The 21,020-nt window shown below is 64.9% G+C and carries 14 protein-coding genes; 5 read left to right on the top strand and 9 right to left on the bottom strand.

Going from position 1 to position 21,020, the window contains the following annotated elements; genetic code table 11:
* Positions 1-90: 90 nt before the first annotated feature.
* Together AB4Y36_RS21220 and typA are read right to left on the bottom strand one after the other, a co-directional pair.
* Positions 91-2,955 carry a 2-oxoglutarate dehydrogenase E1 component gene (locus AB4Y36_RS21220; protein WP_368684007.1) on the bottom strand — a complete coding sequence of 955 codons (2,865 nt, stop codon included), beginning with the start codon at positions 2,953-2,955 and terminating at the stop codon, positions 91-93.
* Positions 2,956-3,294: 339 nt separating this feature from the next.
* Positions 3,295-5,121, bottom strand: a complete 1,827-nt coding sequence (gene typA / locus AB4Y36_RS21215; protein WP_069267869.1) for a translational GTPase TypA — start codon at positions 5,119-5,121, stop codon at positions 3,295-3,297.
* 410 nt (positions 5,122-5,531) lie between these two features.
* On the opposite strand from typA, the gene AB4Y36_RS21210 reads away from it, so the two are divergent.
* The 4 genes from AB4Y36_RS21210 to AB4Y36_RS21195 all read left to right on the top strand — a co-directional run bounded on the left by AB4Y36_RS21210 (position 5,532) and on the right by AB4Y36_RS21195 (position 10,742).
* Positions 5,532-6,038, top strand: a complete 507-nt coding sequence (locus AB4Y36_RS21210; RefSeq protein WP_069267870.1) for a MarR family winged helix-turn-helix transcriptional regulator — start codon at positions 5,532-5,534, stop codon at positions 6,036-6,038.
* Between the two features lie 86 nt (positions 6,039-6,124).
* Positions 6,125-7,726, top strand: coding sequence for an efflux transporter outer membrane subunit (locus tag AB4Y36_RS21205; protein ID WP_342945606.1), 1,602 nt, complete (start codon positions 6,125-6,127; stop codon positions 7,724-7,726).
* A gap of 65 nt (positions 7,727-7,791) precedes the next feature.
* Positions 7,792-9,072 carry an EmrA/EmrK family multidrug efflux transporter periplasmic adaptor subunit gene (locus tag AB4Y36_RS21200; RefSeq protein WP_368604100.1) on the top strand — a complete coding sequence of 427 codons (1,281 nt, stop codon included), beginning with the start codon at positions 7,792-7,794 and terminating at the stop codon, positions 9,070-9,072.
* A gap of 104 nt (positions 9,073-9,176) precedes the next feature.
* Positions 9,177-10,742 carry a DHA2 family efflux MFS transporter permease subunit gene (locus AB4Y36_RS21195; RefSeq protein ID WP_368684006.1) on the top strand — a complete coding sequence of 522 codons (1,566 nt, stop codon included), beginning with the start codon at positions 9,177-9,179 and terminating at the stop codon, positions 10,740-10,742.
* Between the two features lie 105 nt (positions 10,743-10,847).
* Here the strand turns inward: AB4Y36_RS21195 and truB are convergent, their stop codons facing one another.
* The 5 genes from truB to rimP all read right to left on the bottom strand — a co-directional run bounded on the left by truB (position 10,848) and on the right by rimP (position 17,433).
* Entirely contained in the window at positions 10,848-11,831 is a 984-nt protein-coding gene (truB, locus tag AB4Y36_RS21190) for a tRNA pseudouridine(55) synthase TruB (RefSeq protein WP_368684005.1), read from the bottom strand.
* A gap of 8 nt (positions 11,832-11,839) precedes the next feature.
* A complete protein-coding gene (gene rbfA, locus AB4Y36_RS21185) occupies positions 11,840-12,205 on the bottom strand; it encodes a 30S ribosome-binding factor RbfA (protein WP_042272510.1) in 366 nt (121 codons plus the stop codon).
* A 184-nt stretch (positions 12,206-12,389) separates the two neighbouring features.
* Entirely contained in the window at positions 12,390-15,347 is a 2,958-nt protein-coding gene (infB, locus tag AB4Y36_RS21180) for a translation initiation factor IF-2 (RefSeq protein WP_069267874.1), read from the bottom strand.
* 155 nt (positions 15,348-15,502) lie between these two features.
* Positions 15,503-16,978 (bottom strand): transcription termination factor NusA, encoded by a 1,476-nt coding sequence (gene nusA, locus AB4Y36_RS21175; RefSeq protein WP_069267875.1) that lies wholly within the window; start codon positions 16,976-16,978, stop codon positions 15,503-15,505.
* Positions 16,975-17,433: a ribosome maturation factor RimP gene (rimP, locus tag AB4Y36_RS21170; protein WP_028204813.1), complete on the bottom strand. Its 459-nt coding sequence runs from the start codon at positions 17,431-17,433 to the stop codon at positions 16,975-16,977. Before rimP ends, nusA begins: the two co-directional genes overlap by 4 nt.
* A gap of 141 nt (positions 17,434-17,574) precedes the next feature.
* On the opposite strand from rimP, the gene AB4Y36_RS21165 reads away from it, so the two are divergent.
* Entirely contained in the window at positions 17,575-17,778 is a 204-nt protein-coding gene (locus tag AB4Y36_RS21165) for a hypothetical protein (protein ID WP_141710845.1), read from the top strand.
* Between the two features lie 157 nt (positions 17,779-17,935).
* Here AB4Y36_RS21165 and rluB read toward each other — a convergent pair whose 3' ends face one another.
* Positions 17,936-19,693: a 23S rRNA pseudouridine(2605) synthase RluB gene (rluB, locus tag AB4Y36_RS21160; RefSeq protein WP_368684004.1), complete on the bottom strand. Its 1,758-nt coding sequence runs from the start codon at positions 19,691-19,693 to the stop codon at positions 17,936-17,938.
* A gap of 62 nt (positions 19,694-19,755) precedes the next feature.
* On the bottom strand, positions 19,756-20,721 hold the full coding sequence (scpB, locus tag AB4Y36_RS21155; protein ID WP_342945601.1) for an SMC-Scp complex subunit ScpB: 966 nt from the start codon (positions 20,719-20,721) through the stop codon (positions 19,756-19,758).
* Positions 20,722-21,020: the final 299 nt, after the last annotated feature.

Here is a 21,020-nt window from a genome sequence, read left to right as displayed (position 1 = left end):
ACGTATCTGGGTACGAACCGGGTCGCGCACGTGAGCGCGGGAAAGCGCGCGTCGTTCAGCACGCCTTCCCGGTTCGATTTGCTCTAGTGCTTACTTCGCGACCTGCGCGCCCTTCAGGCGGCCGAATGCACCTTCGATCAGCGCCTTCTGCTGCTCGTAGTGCTTCGCGTAGTAGCCGACAGCCGGCGATGCGGAAGCAGGACGGCCGCTGTACGCGAGCTTCATGCCTTCCTTCATGCCTTCCTTCAGGTGGTGCTCGATGTAGAACCACGGGCCCTGATTCTGCGGCTCGTCCTGCACCCAGACCACTTCGGTCGCGTTGTCGTACTTCTTCAGCTCGGCTTCGAACTGCTTGTGAGCAAACGGATAGAGCTGTTCGATACGGATGATCGCGACGTCGTTCGCCTTCGCTTCGCGGCGGTGTGCCACGAGGTCGAAGTACACGCGGCCCGAGCAGGCGACCACGCGCTTGACCTTCTTCGAGTCGATGGCTTCGTCCACTTCGCCGATGACCGGCTGGAACGTGCCCTTCGCGAGTTCGGACAGGTCCGACACGGCTTCCTTGTGACGCAGCAGCGACTTCGGCGTGAAGATGATGAGCGGCTTGCGGAACAGGCGGATCATCTGGCGGCGCAGCACGTGGAAGATCTGGGCCGGCGTGGTCGGCTGAACGACCTGCATGTTGTGCTCGGCGCACAGCTGCAGGAAACGCTCGATACGCGCCGACGAGTGCTCCGGACCCTGGCCTTCATAGCCGTGCGGCAGCAGCATCGTGAGACCCGAAACGCGGCCCCACTTCACTTCGCCCGACGAGATGAACTGGTCGATCACGACCTGCGCACCGTTGACGAAGTCGCCGAACTGGCCTTCCCACGCGACGAGCGTGTTCGGCTCGGCAGTCGAGTAGCCGTATTCGAAGCCCAGCACTGCCTCTTCCGAGAGCACCGAGTCGATCACCGTGAACTGCGCCTGGTTCTCGCCGATGTTCTGCAGCGGCACGTACGTGCCGTCGTCCCAACGCTCGCGGTTCTGGTCATGCAGAACGGCGTGGCGGTGCGTGAACGTGCCGCGACCCGAGTCCTGGCCCGTCAGGCGAACTGCGTAGCCCGAAGCGACCAACGACGCGAACGCGAGGTGCTCGCCCATGCCCCAGTCGAGCTTCGCTTCGCCCTTGCCCATCGCGCGGCGGTCGTTGATGACGCGCTCGACCAGCGGGTGAACCTTGAAGTTCTGGGGGATCGTGGTGATGCGCTCAGCCAGACGCTTGAGTTCGGCGAGCGGCACAGCCGTATCGGCTGCGTCGGTCCACTTGCGGTTCAGGAACGGAACCCAGTCCACCGCGTACTTGCTCTTGTAGTTCGAGAGCACGGGGTCGACCGTGTGGTGGCCTTCGTCCATCGCGGCGCGGTAGGCCTTGACGTAGTTGTCCGCGTCCTCAGCCGTGATCACGCCTTGCTGCACGAGCTTTTCGGCGTACAGCGCACGGGTGCCCGGGTGCTTCGCGATCGTCTTGTACATCAGCGGCTGCGTGACCGCGGGCGTGTCCTGCTCGTTGTGGCCCAGCTTGCGGAAGCAGATGATGTCGACGACGACATCCTTGTGGAACTGCATGCGGAATTCGACCGCGAGCTGGATCGCCAGCACGACCGCTTCCGGATCGTCGCCGTTCACGTGCAGCACCGGCGCTTCGATCATCTTGACCACGTCGGTACAGTAGAGCGTCGAACGCGCGTCGCGCGGGTCCGAGGTCGTGAAGCCGATCTGGTTGTTGATGACGATGTGCAGCGTGCCGTGCGTGCCGTAGCCGCGCGTTTGCGCGAGGTTCAGCGTTTCCATCACGACGCCCTGGCCTGCGAAGGCCGCGTCGCCGTGGATCTGCACCGGCAGCACCTGCAGGCCGTCTGCATCGCCGCGGCGATCCATACGGGCCTTCGCCGAGCCTTCGACCACCGGGTTGACGATTTCAAGGTGCGACGGGTTGAACGCGAGCGACAGGTGGACCGGACCGCCTTCGGTCGCGACGTCCGACGAGAAGCCCTTGTGGTACTTCACGTCGCCTGCCGGCAGGTCGTCGACGTGCTTGCCTTCGAATTCGGCGAAGAGGTCAGCCGGCATCTTGCCGAGCGTATTGACCAGCACGTTCAGACGGCCGCGGTGAGCCATGCCGATGACGATTTCCTGCACGCCCTTCGCGCCCGCGTGACGAACGACTTCGTCCATCGCGGCGATGAAGGACTCGCCGCCTTCGAGCGAGAAGCGCTTCTGGCCGACGTACTTGGTGTGCAGGAAGCGCTCGAGGCCTTCGGAGGCCGTCAGGCGCTGCAGGATGTGCTTCTTCTTGTCGTTCGAGAAGTTCGGCGTCGAGCGGATCGACTCGAGACGCTCCTTCCACCAGCGCTTCTGTTCAGGATCGCTGATGTACATGTACTCGGCGCCGATCGTACCGCAGTACGTATCGCGCAGCGCCTTGACGATCTCGCGCAGCGTCGCGCGCTCGAAACCGAAGTACAGGTTCGTGGCGCTGAACGTCTGGTCCATGTCGGCTTCGGTGAAGTCGTAGAACGCAGGCTCGAGTTCGGGGATGTTCGGACGTTCGCGACGCTTGAGCGGATCGAGATTGGCCCATTGCGAGCCGAGGAATCGATAAGCGCCAATCAGGGACTGAACGTAGACTTGCTTGCGTGCCGTGGCGAGATCTTCGCCGCCGCCGCGCGGAACAAATGCATTGGCCTTCGCGCGTTGAGCGAAGGATTCGACGATCGGCCCGTGGGCGATGTCGTTGTCTGCCGTGCCACTCGACGACGGCACGTTTTGCAGTGCGTCGAAGTACTCACGCCAGTTGTCCGGAACGGACGCAGGGTTATCAAGATATGCTTCGTATAGCTCTTCGACATACGGAGCATTGCCGCCGAACAAATAGGAGTTCAGCTGGAATTGCTTCATCGTTTCCGACATTTACGCTCACCTTTCTTCGAGTTTCTCGAGAAATAGCGGGTTACTCAACCTTCCGCGCCACGGCCTGACCGTTTAGCGGATTGCGAATCAAGTCTGCTTGGAAGGACCTAAATCATGCATCCGCGGAGTATAGCGCATATGCGCATCTCGCCACAGGATGCAATGCGACCGAACACCACGCGGGAACCCTTTTTCCACGGGCCCTTGCGGCATTCGCAACGCACTCTTCCCGCACCGCAATACAATCCCCGCCAGACGCAAAAAAGCCGCCCATAAAGCGGCGGCTTTTCTGTGAGTCTTTGTGCATTGCAGTGCAGAAAAAAGCGCTAAAAATGCCAATTACTCGGCAGCGCCTTCGCGGCTCGCGCGGCGACGCTCGTGCTCTTTGAGGTGACGCTTGCGCAGACGGATCGACTGCGGCGTGACTTCCACGAGTTCGTCGTCGTCGATGAATTCCACGGCGTATTCGAGCGACATCTGGATCGGCGGCACGAGGCGCACGGCTTCGTCGGTGCCCGAGGCGCGCACGTTGGTGAGCTGCTTGCCCTTGATCGGGTTCACGACGAGGTCGTTGTCGCGGCTGTGAATGCCGATGATCATGCCTTCGTACAGCGCGTCGCCCGGCTTCACGAACATGCGGCCGCGGTCCTGCAGCTTCCACAGTGCGTAGGCGACAGCGGCGCCGTCGTCCTGCGAGATCAGCACGCCGTTGCGGCGCTCGCCGAGCGAGCCTTCCTTGATCGGACCGTAGGCGTCGAACACGTGGCTCATCAGGCCCGTGCCGCGCGTGAGCGTCATGAATTCGCCCTGGAAGCCGATCAGGCCACGCGCCGGAATACGGTACTCGAGACGCGTGCGGCCGCGGCCGTCCGAAGCCATGTCGAGCATTTCGCCCTTGCGGCGGCCCAGTTCTTCCATCACGCCGCCCTGGTGGCCGTCTTCGACGTCCACGGTCAGCATTTCGTACGGCTCCTGCTTCACGCCGTCGACTTCGTGCAGCACCACGCGCGGACGCGACACGGCCAGCTCGTAGCCTTCGCGGCGCATGTTTTCGATCAGGATCGTGAGGTGCAGTTCGCCACGGCCCGACACTTCGAACGTGGTTTCGTCGCCGGTGTCCTTCACGCGCAGCGCGACGTTGTGGTTCAGTTCCTTCGTGAGACGGTCGCGGATCTGGCGGCTCGTCACGAACTTGCCTTCGCGGCCGGCGAGCGGCGACGAGTTCACGAGGAAGTTCATCGTCAGCGTGGGCTCGTCCACCGTGATCATCGGCAGCGCTTCGGGGGTGTCGACCGCGCAGATCGTCGCGCCGATGCCGATGTCTTCAATGCCGTTGATCAGCACGATGTCGCCGGCTTCGGCCGATTCGACCTGCACGCGCTCGAGGCCGCTGAACGACAGCACCTGGTTGATCTTGCGGTTCATCACCTCGCCTTCCGGGCCGAAGCGCAGCGCCACCGGCTGACCCGGTTTGATGCGGCCACGCTTGATACGGCCCACGCCGATACGGCCGACGTAGGTCGAGTAGTCGAGCGAGGTGATCTGCAGCTGCAGCGGGCCTTCCGGATCGGCGTCGCGAACCGGCACGTGCTCGAGCACGGCTTCGAACAGCGGGCGCATGTCGCCTTCGCGCGCATCCGGCGACAGCGAAGCGTAGCCGTTCAGGCCCGAAGCGTAGACCACCGGGAAGTCGAGCTGCTCTTCGGTCGCGCCGAGCTTGTCGAACAGGTCGAAGGTCTGATTGATCACCCAGTCGATACGGGCGCCCGGACGGTCGATCTTGTTCACGACGACGATCGGCTTGAGGCCGAGCGCGAGCGCCTTCTTCGTGACGAAGCGCGTTTGCGGCATCGGGCCTTCGACGGCGTCGACGAGCAGCAGCACCGAGTCGACCATCGACAGCACGCGTTCCACTTCGCCGCCGAAGTCGGCGTGGCCCGGGGTGTCGACGATGTTGATGTGGGTGCCTTCGTACTCGACGGCGCAATTCTTCGAGAGAATCGTGATCCCGCGCTCTTTTTCGATGTCGTTCGAGTCCATGACGCGTTCGGCGATCTGCTGGTTGTCGCGGAAGGTGCCGGACTGGCGCAGCAGTTGGTCGACGAGCGTGGTCTTGCCGTGGTCGACGTGGGCAATGATGGCGATGTTGCGAAGAGCGCGGGACATAGGAACCTGGGTACAGTTGAGTGCGTCGCGCATGCCCTGCTGGCAGGCCCGGCGAGGGCGCGCGGCCGCCGCTTCGACCCGCCCCGGACTTGCTGCCGGCGGGTCAATTCAGCATCGCTGCGATGACGCACTTTTGGGAACCTGAAATTATAGCACGCGCAGATGAATTGATCTCGCGCATATCAGGAAGCACCCTGATCGGGGCGGCCGGCGTCGCAACCGCGCAACGCGGGCAAAGATTCGACGGACGCCGCCGCGCGCCGTTTACGCCGGATTTTCCCATGCCCACGGGGCCGGATTAAGCCCCTACTCTGCAAAGGTTTCTCGGCAAAGGCAGAATAAACCTTGCCGCGTCAACTAACCGCCCCTATAATCCCTGCCTGGTCAACCATTGCACTCGCAGCAGAATCATGACGGATCCGACTCCCACGCCCCCGCCCGAAGTCCGCGACTACGACCTCGGTGAAAGCGTCGGCTACCTGATCTCGCGGGTGAAATCGACGATGTCGAACATGGTCACCCAGCGCGCCGTCGCCGAACTCGGCGTCACGAGCCAGCAGGCCAGCATCCTCTTCATGGTGGCGACCGGCAAATGCACGCTCGCAGCCGAACTCGCCCGCGAGTACGGCATCGACGCAAGCGCCGTCACACGTCTCGTCGACCGGCTGGAGAAGCGCGGGCTCCTCAAGCGCGTGCGCAGCTCCGAAGATCGCCGCGCGGTGCGCCTCGCGCTGACGCCCGAGGGCCTTGCCATCGCCGCGCGCATGCCGGCGATTTTCCGCAGTGTCACCGAGCATCTGTCGGCCGGATTCACGCCTGAGGAAGTGGGCTTCCTGAAGAGCATGTTGCGGCGGATTCTTTCGAATAGCTGCGAAGCTAGCCAGAGTTCGAACCCGAATCCGCCCGAGAATCGATGACGGGGCAAGCAAATTTGAAATCGCCGAACAAGAAAATAGCTGCAGCGTCCAGTATCACCACACACTCTCACGCATCGAGACGAGCAATGAAATCCCAAACCGAGTTTGCGCCAGTTCCGGCCGTGCGGGCACTGTCCTGCCGGGCGGCGGTCGCCGCCGCGGTCGCGGCGCTCGCCCTTGCGGGTTGCGCGAACTACATCGGCATCAAGAGCGACAAGACCATCGATCAGCCGCAGCAGTTCGAAAGCTCGCAGAGCATTCCGGCGCAAGGCGGCCAGTGGCCGACGCTCGACTGGGCGAACCAGTTCGGCGACCCGCAGCTGCCCAAGCTGATCGACGAGGCGCTCGAAGGCAGCCCGACCATCGCTCAGGCGCAGGCGCGCCTCGCCAAGGCCTCGTCGTATATCGAAACCTCGCGCTCGGCGCTCTTCCCGAAGGCCAACCTGAGCTACTCGTGGACCCGCGAGCTGTACTCGGCCAACGCCCTGTTCCCGCCCCCGTATGGCGGCACCTGGTACAGCGAGAACAACGTGCTCGCCAGCGCCTCGTGGGATCTGGACCTCTGGGGCAAGAACCGTCAGCGCCTCGCGCAAGCCGTGTCCTCGCAGCGTGCCGCCGAGGCCGACATGCAGCAGGCGCGCATCACGCTCGCCTCTTCGGTCGCCCGCACGTACAACCAGCTCGCCCAGCTCTACGAACTGCGCGACATCGCCGTGCACGAGATCGACAACCGCAAGACCATCGGCACGATCACGAACGGCCGCGTGGTGGCGGGCCTCGACACCAACGTCGAGAAGCAGACCGCGAACGGCAACATCGCGACGAGCCAGGCGAACCTCTCGCAGATCGACGGCCAGATCGAATCCGTGCGCTACCAGCTCGGCGCGCTGCTCGGCAAGGGCCCCGACCGCGGCCTGCAGATCGCGCAACCGGTGCTCAACCCGGTTGCCAACGTCGCCCTGCCCGACAATCTGCCCGCCGACCTGCTCGCGCGCCGCCCCGACATCGTCGCCGCGCGCTGGCAGGTGGAAGCCGCGATGCACGACGTGAAGGAAGCCAAGGCCGAGTTCTATCCCGACGTGAACCTTGCGGCCGGCTTCGGCTTCGACGCGTTCGGCTGGGGCAAATTCCTGAACTTCACGAGCCGCCAGGCGAACATCGGCCCGGCCGTGCATTTGCCGCTCTTCGACGCGGGCGCGCTGCGCGCGCAACTGAAGGGCCGCTACGCCGACTTCGAGCTCGATGTCGCGAACTACAACCAGACGCTGATCGGCGCGTTCCAGGACGTGGCGACCAACGTGTCGACGATCCGTTCGGCAGACCGGCAACTGGTGGACGCCGATCGCGCGCTCGACGCGTCGACCAAGGCCTGGCAGCTCGCGGTGATCCGCTACAAGGCGGGGCTCTCCGAGCAGCTTCAGGTGCTCACCGCCGACCAGAACCGCCTCGCCGCGGAGCAGACGGTGTCGAACCTGAAGGCGCAGCGCCGCGACCAGCAGATGGCGCTCATCAAGTCGCTTGGCGGCGGCTTCGAAGCGCAAGGCGCGGGGCTCACGCCGCCGGCCGAAGTCGGCAGCGAAGCGCGCGGCCAGAGCGACGTGAACGGCGCACCGTGGCGCGGTACGCGCTCGCCGCAGAACGCGGCAGCGGCGGCGAACGCTGCAAACGCCGCGCCCGTGTCGAACTGAGCGCCGAGCAGCACACGAACATCAAAAACTGAACGAACAGCACGCAAGCATCCGGAGATCCTTCCATGAGCACCCCCCAGCAGCCGGCGGCCAACCCGCAGCCGAACGCGAACAGCGGCAAGCGCAAGCGCATGATGACGCTGCTTGTCCTCGTGATCGTGATTGCAGCCGTTGCCTACGGCCTCTACTACTTCCTCGTCGCACGCTTCACCGAAAGCACGGACGACGCCTACGTGAATGGCAACGTCGTGCAGATTACGCCGCAGGTCACCGGCACGGTGATCGCACTGAAAGCAGACGACACGCAAACCGTGAACGTCGGCGACCCGCTCGTGCTGCTTGATCCGGCCGACGCACGCGTAACGCTCGAGCAAACCGAAGCGCAACTCGCGCAGACGGTGCGCCAGGTGCGCGGCCTCTTCGCCGACGACAGCCAGTACGAAGCGCAAGTCGCCCAGCGTCAGTCCGACCTCTCGCGTGCGCAGGACGACCTGCGCCGCCGCATGCAGGTCGCGCAGACGGGCGCCGTCTCGCAGGAAGAGATCTCGCACGCACGCGACGCCGTGCGCAGTGCCGAAGCCGCGCTCGAAGCCGCACAGCAGCAGCTCGCCGCAAACCGCGCGCTGACCGCGAACACGACCATCGCCAATCACCCGAACGTGGAAGCCGCCGCCGCCAAGGTGCGCGACGCCTATCTGGCGAATGCGCGCAACACGCTGCCCGCACCGGTTACCGGCTACGTGGCCAAGCGCTCGGTGCAGGTGGGCCAGCGCGTCTCGCCGGGTAATCCGCTCATGTCGGTGGTGCCGCTGAACTCGCTGTGGGTCGACGCCAACTTCAAGGAAGTGCAGCTCAAGCACATGCGCATCGGCCAGCCGGTCGAGATGACGGCCGACGTCTATGGCTCGTCGGTCGTCTACCACGGCAAGGTGGTGGGCTTCTCGGCGGGCACGGGTTCGGCCTTCTCGCTGCTGCCGGCGCAGAACGCGACGGGTAACTGGATCAAGGTGGTGCAGCGCCTGCCGGTGCGTATCTCGCTCGATCCGGAAGACCTGCAGAAGCACCCGCTGCGTATCGGCCTCTCGATGCAGGTGGACGTGAGCATCCGCAACGATTCGGGCACGCAGCTCGGCAATGCGCAGAACACCGTCTACGAGACCGATGTGTTCGCCAAGTACGGCGCGGAAGCCGACGCGGAAATCGCGCGCATCATCGCCGAAAACGCCGGTCCGAACGCGCACAAGGCGGCTAGCGTCAGCAACAACGCCAGCGGCGCGACCGGCAACGCATCCGCAAAGGCGCAGGTGTCGTCCGCTCACGCGGCGAAGCCGGGCGCAAAAGGCTGATTGAAGCCCTGATAAAAGCACTCGCAGACGCCGGCGCGGGCTGATCGTCAGCCCGCGCCGCTTTGTTTCGCGCGGCCTCCAACAGGTCAACAAGAAAGGACGCCATGGCAGCAGCACAACAACCCGTCGCGCATCCGCCGCTACAGGGCGCGCAACTCGTGATCGGCACCATCGCGGTGTCGCTCGCGGTGTTCATGAACGTGCTCGACACCTCGATCGCGAACGTGTCGATCCCGTCGATCTCGGGCGACCTCGGCGTGTCGTCGGACCAGGGCACGTGGGTCATCACCTCGTTCGCGGTGGCCAACGCGATCTCCGTGCCGCTCACCGGCTGGCTCACACAGCGTTTCGGCCAGGTGCGCCTGTTCATGGCGTCGATCATCCTGTTCGTGATCTCGTCATGGATGTGCGGCCTCGCGCCCACGCTGCCCTTCCTGCTCGCCTCGCGCGTGCTGCAAGGCGCCGTGGCCGGCCCGATGATCCCGCTTTCGCAAACGCTGCTGCTCGCGAGCTACCCGCGCGCGAAGGCGCCCATGGCGCTCTCGATGTGGTCGATGACCACGCTGATCGCGCCGGTGGCCGGCCCGATTCTCGGCGGCTGGATCTCCGACAACATTTCGTGGCCCTGGATCTTCTACGTGAACATTCCGGTGGGCATCGTCGCGGCGCTCGCCACGTGGGCGATCTTCCGCAATCGCGATTCGGAGGTGAGGAAGGCGCCGATCGACGGCGTGGGCCTCGCGCTCCTCATCATCTGGGTGGGCTCGCTGCAGGTGATGCTCGACAAGGGCAAGGACCTCGACTGGTTCTCGTCCACCACGGTCGTCGTGCTCGCGCTCACCGCCGTGATCGCATTCGCGTTCTTCGTGGTGTGGGAGCTGACCGCGGATCACCCTGTGGTCGACCTGTCGCTGTTTGCGCGACGCAATTTCACGGGCGGCACGATTGCGCTTTCGGTGGGCTACGGGCTGTATTTCGGCAATCTCGTGCTACTGCCGCTGTGGCTGCAAACCACGCTCGGCTACACCGCAACGGACGCGGGCCTCGTGATGGCGCCCGTGGGCTTCTTCGCCATCCTGCTCTCGCCGATCACGGGCAAGATCTTGCCGCGCACCGACCCGCGTTATATCGCGACGACAGCCTTCATCGTGTTCGCGCTGTGCTTCTGGATGCGCTCGCAATATACGACGGGCGTGGACACGTGGGCGCTTACGCTGCCTACGCTCATCCAGGGCATCGGCATGGCGGGTCTGTTCATTCCACTCGTGTCGATCACGCTGTCGGGTCTGCCGGGCCATCGCATTCCCGCGGCCTCGGGCCTGTCGAACTTCGTGCGGATCATGTGCGGCGGTATCGGCACCTCGATCTTCGAAACAGCGTGGGATCACCGGACGACGTTTCACCACGCGCGCCTGAACGAAGTGGCTACGCCGACCAACCCGGTCTTCAACGAGTCGATGCAGCAGTTCCAGGGCGCGGGTCTCGATCCTTCCCAGGCGCACGGGCTCTTCGACCGGATGCTCTCGCAGCAGGCCGCGCAACTCGGCGTGAACGACCTGTTCTGGATTTCCTCGATGATCTTCATCGTGCTGATCGCACTCATCTGGATCACGCGGCCCGAGCGCGCCGGCGGTGCGGACGCGGGTGCAGCGGCTTCGGCAGCGCACTGAGGTCGATGCGCTAGCGCTTGCAGGTGTCCATAGCAAAACGGCACGTCCGGTTCCTCACCGACGTGCCGTTTTTTTTCGTGCGCTCCGGGCGCGACGCAAGCGTACTCAGGCTGCGCCGCTGACCACCAGCCGCTCCGGCGCAAGCACGCCGTTCGCGGCCTTCGCGACGCCAAGCAGGCGCCCATCCTCTGCATAGACGCGCACGCGTTCAGCCGCTTCGCAAACCGCGCGATCGAGCACCAGCTCGTTGAGCGGCAAGCGCTGGCCATGCGTGAAGCGGCGCGCCGCCTCTACATTGAGCGTCACGGCGGGGAACGTGGAGAGTAGCGCATCGACGGGACGCAGCCAGGTGTCGCGCTCGGGCTCGTCGGCGGCGGTGAGTGCGTCGAGCGTCACTGCATGCTCGAGCGTGAGCGCGCCCACACCGGTACGCCGCAGCATCACGAGATGCGCGCCGCAGCCAAGTGCCTCGCCGATATCTTCGGCAAGCGTGCGGACGTACGTGCCCTTGCTGCAGGTCACGCGAAACGTCACCTCGGGAACCTCGGGAAGCGCGCTGGCGATCATCTCCAACGCAAGGATCTTCACCTCGCGCCCTTCGCGCTCGACCGTCTGGCCCGCACGCGCATATTCATAGAGCGGCTTGCCGTCGCGCTTGAGCGCCGAATACATCGGCGGCACCTGCACGATGTCGCCGAGGAAGCGCGTCATCGTCTCACGCACGGCGGCTTCGTCGCAGGTGACCTCGCGCGTTTCGATCGCCTCGCCTTCGGCGTCGCCGGTGGCCGTGCGAATGCCGAGGCGCATGGTCGCCTCATAGGTCTTGTCGGCTTCGAGCAGATCCTGCGAAAACTTGGTCGCCTCGCCGAAGCACAGCGGCAGCAGACCCGACGCGAGCGGGTCGAGCGTACCGGTGTGGCCGGCCTTCTTCACGCGGTACAGGCGCTTCGCACGAATCAACGCGTCGTTGCTGGAGAGGCCAACGGGCTTGTCGAGCAGCAGCACGCCGTCGAGCAGGCGGCGCGGGACTCTCGGTCGCGCCGCATCAGATCGCTGCCCGCCCTGATTCTGTTTCGATGATCCAGTCATTGCCCGCGTCAGTCGTCCTTCGCGCGCGTCGCGTTCGCCTCGTCGATCAGGCGCGACATCTCGACACCCTTCTCGACCGACTGGTCATAGTGGAAATGCAGCGTCGGCACCGTGTGAATATGCAGGCGCTTGAAGAGCTGGTTGTGCAGATGACCTGCGGCGTGATTGAGCGCTTCCTGCGTGGTCTTCGGGTCGCCCGTGAGGGTCGTGAAGTAGACCTTGGCGTGCGCATAGTCGGGCGTGAGTTCCACGCTCTGGATCGTCACGAGCCCGATTCGCGGGTCCTTGACTTCGCGCATCAGCTCAGACAGATCGCGCTGGATCTGATCCGCGATCTGCACGTTGCGATTCGGGGAAGTACGTTTTTTCGGCATGATGGTTCCACCTCTTGATCTGCGAGGCATTCGGGCGGCGTTGCGTCCATGAAGGCGCACACGGCCGCGCAAAAAACAAAACGGGCGGGGCTGGCCAGCGCCTGCCCCGCCCGTTATCGGCAAAACCGCGGCAAACCCGCGGTCAGGCGGGCGACCCGAAGGTCTGCCCGCAGGCGCCGCTGTATTACAGCGTACGCGCGACTTCGGTGATCTCGAACACTTCGAACTGGTCGCCTTCGACGATGTCGTTGAAGTTCTTGATCGACATACCGCACTCGAAGCCTTGCTTGACTTCCTTGACGTCGTCCTTGAAGCGCTTGAGCGAGTCGAGTTCGCCGGTATGGATGACGACGTTGTTGCGGATCACGCGCACCGACGACGAACGCTTGACGAAACCGTCCGTGACCATACAACCTGCGATCAGGCCGACCTTCGGCACGCGAATCACCTGACGCACCTCGGCCATGCCCGTGACCGTCTCGCGCTTCTCCGGCGCCAGCATGCCCGACATCGCCGCCTTCACCTCATCCACTGCGTCATAGATGATGTTGTAGTAACGGATGTCGATGCCATTCGCCTCGGCAACCTTACGCGCCTGCGCATCTGCACGCGTATTGAAGCCGATGATGACCGCCTTCGAAGCCGTTGCCAGGTTGACGTCCGACTCGCTGATCGCACCGACCGCGCTGTGCACGATCTGCACGCGCACTTCGCTGGTCGACAGTTTGAGCAGCGATTGCACCAGCGCTTCCTGCGAACCCTGCACGTCCGCCTTGACGATGAGCGGCAGGTTCTGCACTTCGCCTTCGCCCATCTGCTCGAGCATGTTTTCGAGCTTCGCGGCCTGCTGCTTCGCGAGCTTGACGTCGCGGAACTTGCCTTGACGGAACATGGCGATTTCACGCGCCTTGCGATCGTCCGGCAGCACGATGACTTCTTCGCCCGCGCCCGGCACTTCCGACAGACCCTGGATCTCGACCGGAATCGACGGGCCCGCTTCCTTCGTGGGCTTGCCGGTTTCGTCGAGCATGGCGCGCACGCGGCCGTAGGCGCTGCCAGCGAGCACGACGTCGCCACGGTTCAGCGTGCCGGACTGGACGAGGATCGTTGCAACCGGCCCCTTACCCTTGTCGAGCTTCGCTTCGATCACGAGACCCTTGGCCGGCGCTGCGACCGGTGCCGTGAGTTCCAGCACTTCGGCTTGCAGCAGCACGTTTTCGAGCAGGTCGTCGATGCCTGCGCCGGTCTTCGCCGACACCGGCACGAACGGCGAGTCGCCGCCGTACTCTTCCGGCACGACGCCTTCTGCGACGAGCTCCTGCTTCACGCGCTCGAGATTCGCGTCCGGCTTGTCGATCTTGTTGATCGCCACGACGAGCGGCACACCCGCAGCCTTGGCGTGCGCGATCGCTTCCTTGGTTTGCGGCATCACGCCGTCGTCGGCTGCGACCACCAGAATGACGATGTCGGTTGCCTTCGCACCGCGAGCACGCATGGCCGTGAAGGCCTCGTGACCCGGCGTGTCGAGGAACGTGATGACGCCACGCGGCGTTTCGACGTGGTAAGCGCCGATGTGCTGCGTAATGCCGCCCGCTTCGCCCGCGGCAACCTTGGCGCGGCGGATGTAGTCGAGCAGCGAGGTCTTGCCGTGGTCGACGTGACCCATGACCGTGACGACCGGCGGACGCGGCAGCTGCTCGGCATCCGTAGCCGTGCCCTGACCTTCGACCAGCAGCGCTTCCGGATCGTCGAGCTTCGCGGCAACCGCACGGTGGCCGAGTTCCTCGACGATGATCATCGCCGTTTCCTGGTCGAGCATCTGGTTGATGGTGACCATCTGGCCCATCTTCATCATCGCCTTGATGACTTCCGATGCCTTCACGGACATCTTGTGCGCGAGGTCGGCCACCGTGATGGTTTCCGGCACGTGCACTTCACGCACGATCGGCTCGGTCGGCGCCTGGAACGTCGACGCGTCCTGGTGACGGCCACGGCCCTTCGGGCCGCCGCGCCAGCCGCGGTCCACGCCGCCCGACGAGTCGCCGCGCGTCTTGATGCCACGGCGCTTGGCCGCGTCGTCCTGCCAGCCGCCCTTGCCTGCGCCCGGCTTCTTGTTGCGGTCGCCCGCACCGGCACCCGGCGCGCTCGTCGAAGGCGCGGCCGTCGTGGCCGGCTTCTTCGCCGCGGCGCCTGCTCCGGCGGCCGGACGTGCCGGCGCACCTTCCGGACGGGCCGGCTTGTGCAGCGTGCCCTTGGCTTCGGCGGGCTTGGCCGGCTCGACGGGCTTGGGCGGCTCGGGCGCCTTCACCTGCGCCTTGCGCGGCGTGTTCATCATTTCGCGGATCGCGCGCGCTTCGGCTTCTGCAGCCGCGCGGCGGCGGGCGATCTCGTCCTGTTCCTTCTGCGCCTTATCGGCGGCTTCGCGTGCGGCGGCTTCGGCCTTCTGGGCCGCCTCGCGCTGCGCGGCGCGCTCGGCTGCGGCGCGCTGTTCTTCCTGCTGATCCTGCGCTTGCTTCACTTCTTTCGCTTCCGCTTCGGCATTGCGCTGCGCAGCCACGGCCTGAGCGGCCAGCTCGCGAGCGGCGGTATCGGCCGCCGCCCTCTTCTTTGCAGCTTCTTCTTCGGCGCGGCGGCGTTCGGCCTCGGCGGCCTCTTCGCGCGCACGGCGCTCCGACTCTTCACGGGCGAGCAGTTCCTGGCGCTCCTTGAGCTCCTGGGCCTGACGCTCGAGCAGTTCTGCCTCGCGACGCGCTTCTTCCTCGCGGCGCTGCAGCTCCGCCTCTTCGGCGGCAGCAGCTGCGTCGGCTGCATGATTCGATGCCTCCGCCTCTCCGGCGGACTCGTCGCGGCGGACGAACGTGCGCTTCTTGCGCACCTCGACCTGAATGGTGCGTGCCTTACCCGTCGAATCGGACTGCTTGATCTCCGACGTATGCCGTTTCGTCAGCGTGATCTTGCGTTTGTCTGCATCAGTCGAGCCGTGAGACTTGCGCAAGTGATCGAGCAGACGCGCCTTGTCGGTCTCCGACAAGGCATCGCTCTCGCTCGCTTTCGTGACGCCCGCCGCCTGCAGCTGCTCGAGCAGCACGCCGGCAGGCATTTTCAGTTCCGCGGCAAATTGGGCTACGTTGTTACTCGCCATTCATTCCTCTTAATGCAAGGACCGATTCCTTGCGGTTGACATCGGGTCATGCGGCCTTCGGTGCCTCGCGTTCTGCAAGGCTCCGCCGCGTTCAGTTCAGTGGGTCATGGTCGCTTCCTGCTCGTCGCGCCCTGATGCAGTTTCCCGTTGGCGGGTTACTGGAACCAGTGCTCACGTGCCTTCATGATCAACGCCTTGGCGGCGTCCTCTTCCATTCCCGTCATTTCGACCAGTTCATCCACGGCCAGCTCGGCGAGCTCGTCGCGGGTGTGAACTTCATGCTGCGCCAGTTTCGCGAGCAGGTCCGGGTCGATACCGTCCAGACTCTTGAGGTCCAGCGCGGCGCTTTCCACCTTCTCCTCGTTCGCGATCGCCTGCGTGAGCAGCGCGTCGCGAGCGCGGTTGCGCAGTTCGTGCACGGTGTCCTCGTCGAACGCCTCGATTTCCAGCATTTCGTTGAGCGGCACGTAGGCGATCTCTTCGAGGCTCGTGAAGCCTTCGTCGATCAGGATGTCGGCGACTTCTTCATCCACGTCGAGACGCGCCATGAACAGGTCGCGCAGCACCGTGCGCTCCTGATTCTGCTTTTGCGCGGATTCGTCCGGCGTCATGATATTGATTTGCCAGCCGGTCAGTTCGCTGGCGAGACGCACGTTCTGGCCGCTACGGCCGATCGCGACCGCGAGTTCGCTCTCGTCGACCACGACGTCCATCGAGTGCTTTTCCTCGTCGACGACGATCGACTGCACGGCAGCCGGCGCGAGCGCGCCGATCACGAACTGGGCGGGATCCTCCGACCATAGCACGATGTCGACGTTTTCGCCACCGAGCTCGTTGCGCACGGCCTGCACGCGCGAACCGCGGATGCCGACGCAGGTGCCGATCGGGTCGATGCGCTTGTCGTAAGCCACCACGCCGATCTTGGCGCGCACGCCCGGATCGCGCGCCGCCGCCTTGATCTCGAGGAGGCCCTGTTCGATTTCGGGCACTTCCATTTCGAACAGCTTCATCAGGAACTCGGGCGCCGTGCGCGAGAGTTCGATCTGCGGGCCGCGAGCGGTGCGATCGACCTTGCCGATCCACGCGCGCACGCGGTCGCCCACGCGCAGGTTTTCCTTCGGAATCAACTGGTCGCGGCGCAGCAGCGCTTCCACACGGCCGGATTCGACAATGAAGTTGCCCTTGTCCATGCGCTTGACCGTACCGGTCATGATGCTTTCGCCGCGCTCGAGGAAGTCGTTCAGGATCTGCTCGCGCTCGGCGTCGCGCACCTTCTGCAGGATGACCTGCTTGGCGGCCTGCGCGCCGATACGGCCGAACTCGACCGAAGGTACCGGCTGCTCGACGAAACCGTCGATCTGCGCTTCCGGGTCTTGCTCGCGCGCTTCGAACAGCAGGATCTCCTGGTCCGGCTCCTGCAGGCCCGCCTCGTCCGGCACGACGCGCCAGCGGCGGAACGTTTCGTGTTCGCCGCTTTCGCGATCGATATGCACGCGGATATCCGCATCCTCGTCGAAGAGTTTCTTGGAGGCCGACGCAAGCGCCGCTTCAAGGGCGGCGAACACCACGTCCTTGTCGACATTCTTCTCGCGTGCCAGCGCATCCACCAGCATCAACACTTCGCGACTCATTGTTTGCGGCTCCTAAAGTCAACTTTGGGGACAAGGCGTGCTTTGTCGATGTCCGCGAGCGTGAAATCGAGCATCGCGGGACCCGCCTTCCCTTCGAATTCCAGACCGATGGATTCGCCTTCGGGAGCATGCACGATACCCCGGTACGATTTCCGTCCGTCCAATGGCTTTTTCAACGTGATTACCGCTTCGCAGCCTGCGAAGCGTTCGAAGTCCGCCAGTTTCTTCAGCGGACGGTCGAGACCGGGCGACGAAACCTCGAGTCGCTCGTAGTCGATGTTCTCGACCGTCAGAACGTGCTGCAGCTGACGCGTGACCTTCTCGCAGTCCTCGATCGCGATCCCCGCGGGCTGATCGATGAAGATGGTCAGCATGCCGCGCCCGGTGCGCTCGAGGTCGACCAGCTCGTAACCGAGCCCGGTGACCGTGGTTTCAATCAGTTCCGTCAGTTGCACAATGCCCACTCCAGATGTTCTGCGCAGCGGGCCAGCAACTTCCTTCGCTCTAATTCTTGCTTCGCTAGGGATTCGCGGGCCGCGCGCCAGGTGAGCGCGCGCGCTTCTCACCTACCTGCCCCACGATGACGAACGACCCGGATGATTGGAGGCCCCCAAATTGACAATGCCGAACGTGAAACGTCGGCATCTGTTGGTATCCAATTTGGGGCGAACCAAAAAAAAATGGGCGAAACGCCCATCTTCTCACTTAGCCAGGTGGTCGCACCTGGGGCGCGTATTACAGCGCAGAAAAACAGCCGCACGCCCAGCGACTTTGTGATTCTAGCCTTTTTTGCACATTAACGCAAATCACCGGTCAAGCCCAAGCCGCCTTTTACCGTTATTTATGGGCTAGCAAGGGGATTTTCCGGTGTTTTATGCGCGAACCGCGCGCATTGCCGCCGTTGCATCGCCGCGACGCCCGCCGCATGTCGCAGCCGGGCGTCGCGCGCTTCACGCGTCAGTGCCCGCGCGTGCGATTGCGCGGCGTGCCACGCGGGCCGCCACGGCTGTTGCCGCCCGCGCGGTTGCCGTTGGGGTTGGCATTGCCGCCGTTGCCGCCGTTGCCGGGACCGCTGCGGCGGTTGCCGCCGGCATTGCCGCCCGCACGCTTGCCCTGCGCGCCCGGCGCACGGTTGCCGTCGACCTCGCGGCCGCCCGCACGGTTGCCGCCACGGCCGCCGAAACCGGAGCCCGCGCCGAAATTGCCGTGACCGGCACCCGCGCCGCCGCCGAAGCCGCCCGCCGCACCGCGCCGTCCCTGGCCCTGACGCGGCTGACCCATCGCACCGTGCGAACTCAGCACCGGCTCGCGGTTGATGAAGCCCATCGACGTCTGCATCGGATCGGGCTGGCGACGCTCCTGCTCCTTGCCGCCGCGACCGCCCTTCTCTTCGCTCGGCGCCTTCAGGCCGACCGCTGCCATCAGCGCGCGCACCTGGTTGTCTTCGAGCTCTTCCCAGCGGCCGCGCTTGAGACCCTTGGGCAGCGCGATCGGGCCGTGGCGCGTGCGGATCAGGCGGCTCACCATCAGGCCTGCCGCCTCGAACATCCGGCGCACTTCGCGGTTACGGCCTTCGGCCAGCGCGACGTGATACCAGTGATTCGTGCCTTCGCCACCGCCGTCGCGGATGCGCAGGAAACTCGCGGGGCCGTCCTCGAGCTCGACGCCCTTGAGCAGCTTCTGGCGATTCCCCTCGGTCAGCTCACCCACCACGCGCACGGCGTATTCGCGCTCCACGCTGTAGCGCGGGTGCATGAAACGGTTGGCCAGATCGCCCGAGGTGGTCAGCATCAGCAGACCTTCGGTGTTGAAGTCCAGACGGCCGACGGCCAGCCACTTCGCCGTTTTCATCGGCGGCAGGCGATCGAATACCGACGGACGGCCTTCCGGATCGGCGTGGCTCACGATTTCGCCGGTCGGCTTGTGATAGATCAGCACGCGCGGCGGCTTGTTCTGCAGCTTGCGCTTGATGGGCTTGCCATTGATGCGGACCTGGTCGGTCGGCAGAATGCGCTGGCCAATGTGCGCGGGCTCGCCGTTCACCGAGACGCGCCCGGCGATGATCAGCTCTTCCATGTCGCGGCGCGAGCCCATGCCCGCATCCGCCAGCACTTTGTGCAGCTTCGGTGCGTCGTCGTCCGGGCTCAGCACGCGCTTGGGCTGCTGGGCACGGCCGCGGCGCAGCATCGGCGCGCGCACGCCCGAACCGGCGCCGTTGTCGGCGTCGAACGCCGGCGACGTCACGTACAGGAACAGGTCGTCCTGCGTGGACTCGCCCGCGGCGGCGGCCGGCTGGCCTTCGCCTCGCACCTGGCCCTTCTGTCGCTTGCCCGCGCCTTGCTGGCGCTCGCCCTGCTGGCGTTCGCCCTGACGCTCACCTTGAGCGGCAGCGCCCGCATTCTGCCGGCGGCCCGGCTTCTTCGCGCCTGCGTCCTTGTTGCGCGGTGCGCGCCCGGCAGGAGCACGCTCAGGCGCCGCTTGCGGCGCGTCAGCGGGCGCTGCGGGCGCGTCGGTGCCCTCCGCGCCTTCTGTGGCCTTGGCCTTCGCACCCGCGCGGCGGCGCGCGATCAGGCTGCGCGGCCCGCGGCGCAGGCCGCGGCGCGGACGCTCTTCGCCCTCGCCGCCCTGTGCTTCGCCTTCGACCTGCGAAGCCCGCGTGTCGTCGTCGCGCGCGGAGGACGCGTCGGTCGAATCGGTGTCGTGGATATCAGTCAAAACAACCTCAAAATGTCAGGTTGCGCGCCCGCTTGCGGGGCGCGTCAAAAATACTTGTTGCTTCAGATGCCGCGTCGTGCGGCTTCGTCGTCCGTCGTCGAGACGGGGTCGTCCTGCGCCGCGTCGCGGCGGTCTTCGTGTTCTTCTTCGCCCGCCGCATCTGCTGCGTGCGCGGCATCCTGCGCGTGAGCGTCCGGGGCTGACCCGTGCTGCGCGAGGCTTGCTTCGTCATGTACCGCTTCGCCCGGGGCATCGGCTGCGTATGCAACGTTTGCGCCTGCCGCCTCGTGCGTTGATTCCGCTTCTTCCGTTGCGTGCGTCTCGTGCGCTTCGCTTTCGGGCTGTGCGGGCGTTTCATCGCCCGGCGTTTCGCCTTCCGCTACCGGCGTCAGCGCATCTTCCGCGCCCGCGACACTGGAGGCAGCCTCGGGCTGGCCTTGCGCAACGAACTGTGCCGCAGCGCTATCGGGAAATTCGATCGCATGCTGGGCAAGCAGTTGCTCGCCGAACTGGCTCGACGGATCGTCGAGCGGCGGCAATTCGTCGAGCGACTTCAGGCCGAGATCGTCGAGAAACTCCCGTGTCGTTGCATAGAGCGCCGGGCGGCCCGGGACGTCACGATGACCGATGACTTCGATCCAGTTACGGTCCTCGAGCTGTTTGACGACCTGCGTGTTGACCGTGACGCCGCGAATTTCCTCGATATCGCCGCGCGTGACCGGCTGCCGGTACGCGATGATCGCGAGCGTTTCGAGGACCGCGCGCGAATAGCGCGGCGGCTTTTCGGGGTGCAACCGGTCAAGGTACGTCCGCATGGCCGGCTTGCTCTGAAAGCGCCAGCCCGACGCGAGCCCCACCAGCTCGACGCCGCGCCCGGACCATTCATGCCGCAGGTCTTCGAGCAGGTTGCGGACCGTGTCGGCCGAAATGTCGTCGGCAAACAGTTTGCGCAGTTCGCCGATCTTCAACGGCTCCTGCGTGCAGATCAATGCAGTCTCGAGGACGATTTTCGCCTCTTGGGTATTCATGCAGCCAGGTCAGACCCTAAGTAAGGTAAATCAGGTTCAAGGAACCGGATCAGACAGACGAAAGACGATATGGAACTTGGAGACGCGCTCGCCCGATTCTGATCGGTCATATTGATGGGAGCACGCACCGGGGGGCCGAAATTCAGGCAAAGAGCCAGACCCAGCCGGAGGGAGCCGCGAAGTTCCCGCAGGGAATCGCTTGACTGAGCGCCATATTACGCAAAAACGCCGGGTGCGTAAAGACGCCATTCCGCATGAGGGGCATCATTTTAATCCGGGCCCCGTCACCGCTTTATGCC

It is taken from the genome of Paraburkholderia sp. BR10936 (genome assembly GCF_040965735.1).
GTDB classification, from domain to species: domain Bacteria; phylum Pseudomonadota; class Gammaproteobacteria; order Burkholderiales; family Burkholderiaceae; genus Paraburkholderia; species Paraburkholderia nodosa_A.
The sequence above is the reverse complement of the archived record's forward strand: the minus strand, read 5'-3'. Positions and strand labels throughout refer to the sequence as shown.

Bases quoted from the DNA above. Each gene is read 5' to 3' on its own strand.
- AB4Y36_RS21165 (WP_141710845.1), top strand. From the start codon at position 17,575: ATGATTGGAGGCCCCCAAATTGACAATGCCGAACGTGAAACGTCGGCA.
- infB (WP_069267874.1), bottom strand. From the start codon at position 15,347: ATGGCGAGTAACAACGTAGCCCAATTTGCCGCGGAACTGAAAATGCCT.
- typA (WP_069267869.1), bottom strand. From the start codon at position 5,121: ATGTCCCGCGCTCTTCGCAACATCGCCATCATTGCCCACGTCGACCAC.
- AB4Y36_RS21195 (WP_368684006.1), top strand. From the start codon at position 9,177: ATGGCAGCAGCACAACAACCCGTCGCGCATCCGCCGCTACAGGGCGCG.
- AB4Y36_RS21210 (WP_069267870.1), top strand. From the start codon at position 5,532: ATGACGGATCCGACTCCCACGCCCCCGCCCGAAGTCCGCGACTACGAC.
- scpB (WP_342945601.1), bottom strand. From the start codon at position 20,721: ATGAATACCCAAGAGGCGAAAATCGTCCTCGAGACTGCATTGATCTGC.
- AB4Y36_RS21205 (WP_342945606.1), top strand. From the start codon at position 6,125: ATGAAATCCCAAACCGAGTTTGCGCCAGTTCCGGCCGTGCGGGCACTG.
- AB4Y36_RS21220 (WP_368684007.1), bottom strand. From the start codon at position 2,955: ATGTCGGAAACGATGAAGCAATTCCAGCTGAACTCCTATTTGTTCGGC.
- rbfA (WP_042272510.1), bottom strand. From the start codon at position 12,205: ATGCCGAAAAAACGTACTTCCCCGAATCGCAACGTGCAGATCGCGGAT.
- AB4Y36_RS21200 (WP_368604100.1), top strand. From the start codon at position 7,792: ATGAGCACCCCCCAGCAGCCGGCGGCCAACCCGCAGCCGAACGCGAAC.
- nusA (WP_069267875.1), bottom strand. From the start codon at position 16,978: ATGAGTCGCGAAGTGTTGATGCTGGTGGATGCGCTGGCACGCGAGAAG.
- truB (WP_368684005.1), bottom strand. From the start codon at position 11,831: ATGACTGGATCATCGAAACAGAATCAGGGCGGGCAGCGATCTGATGCG.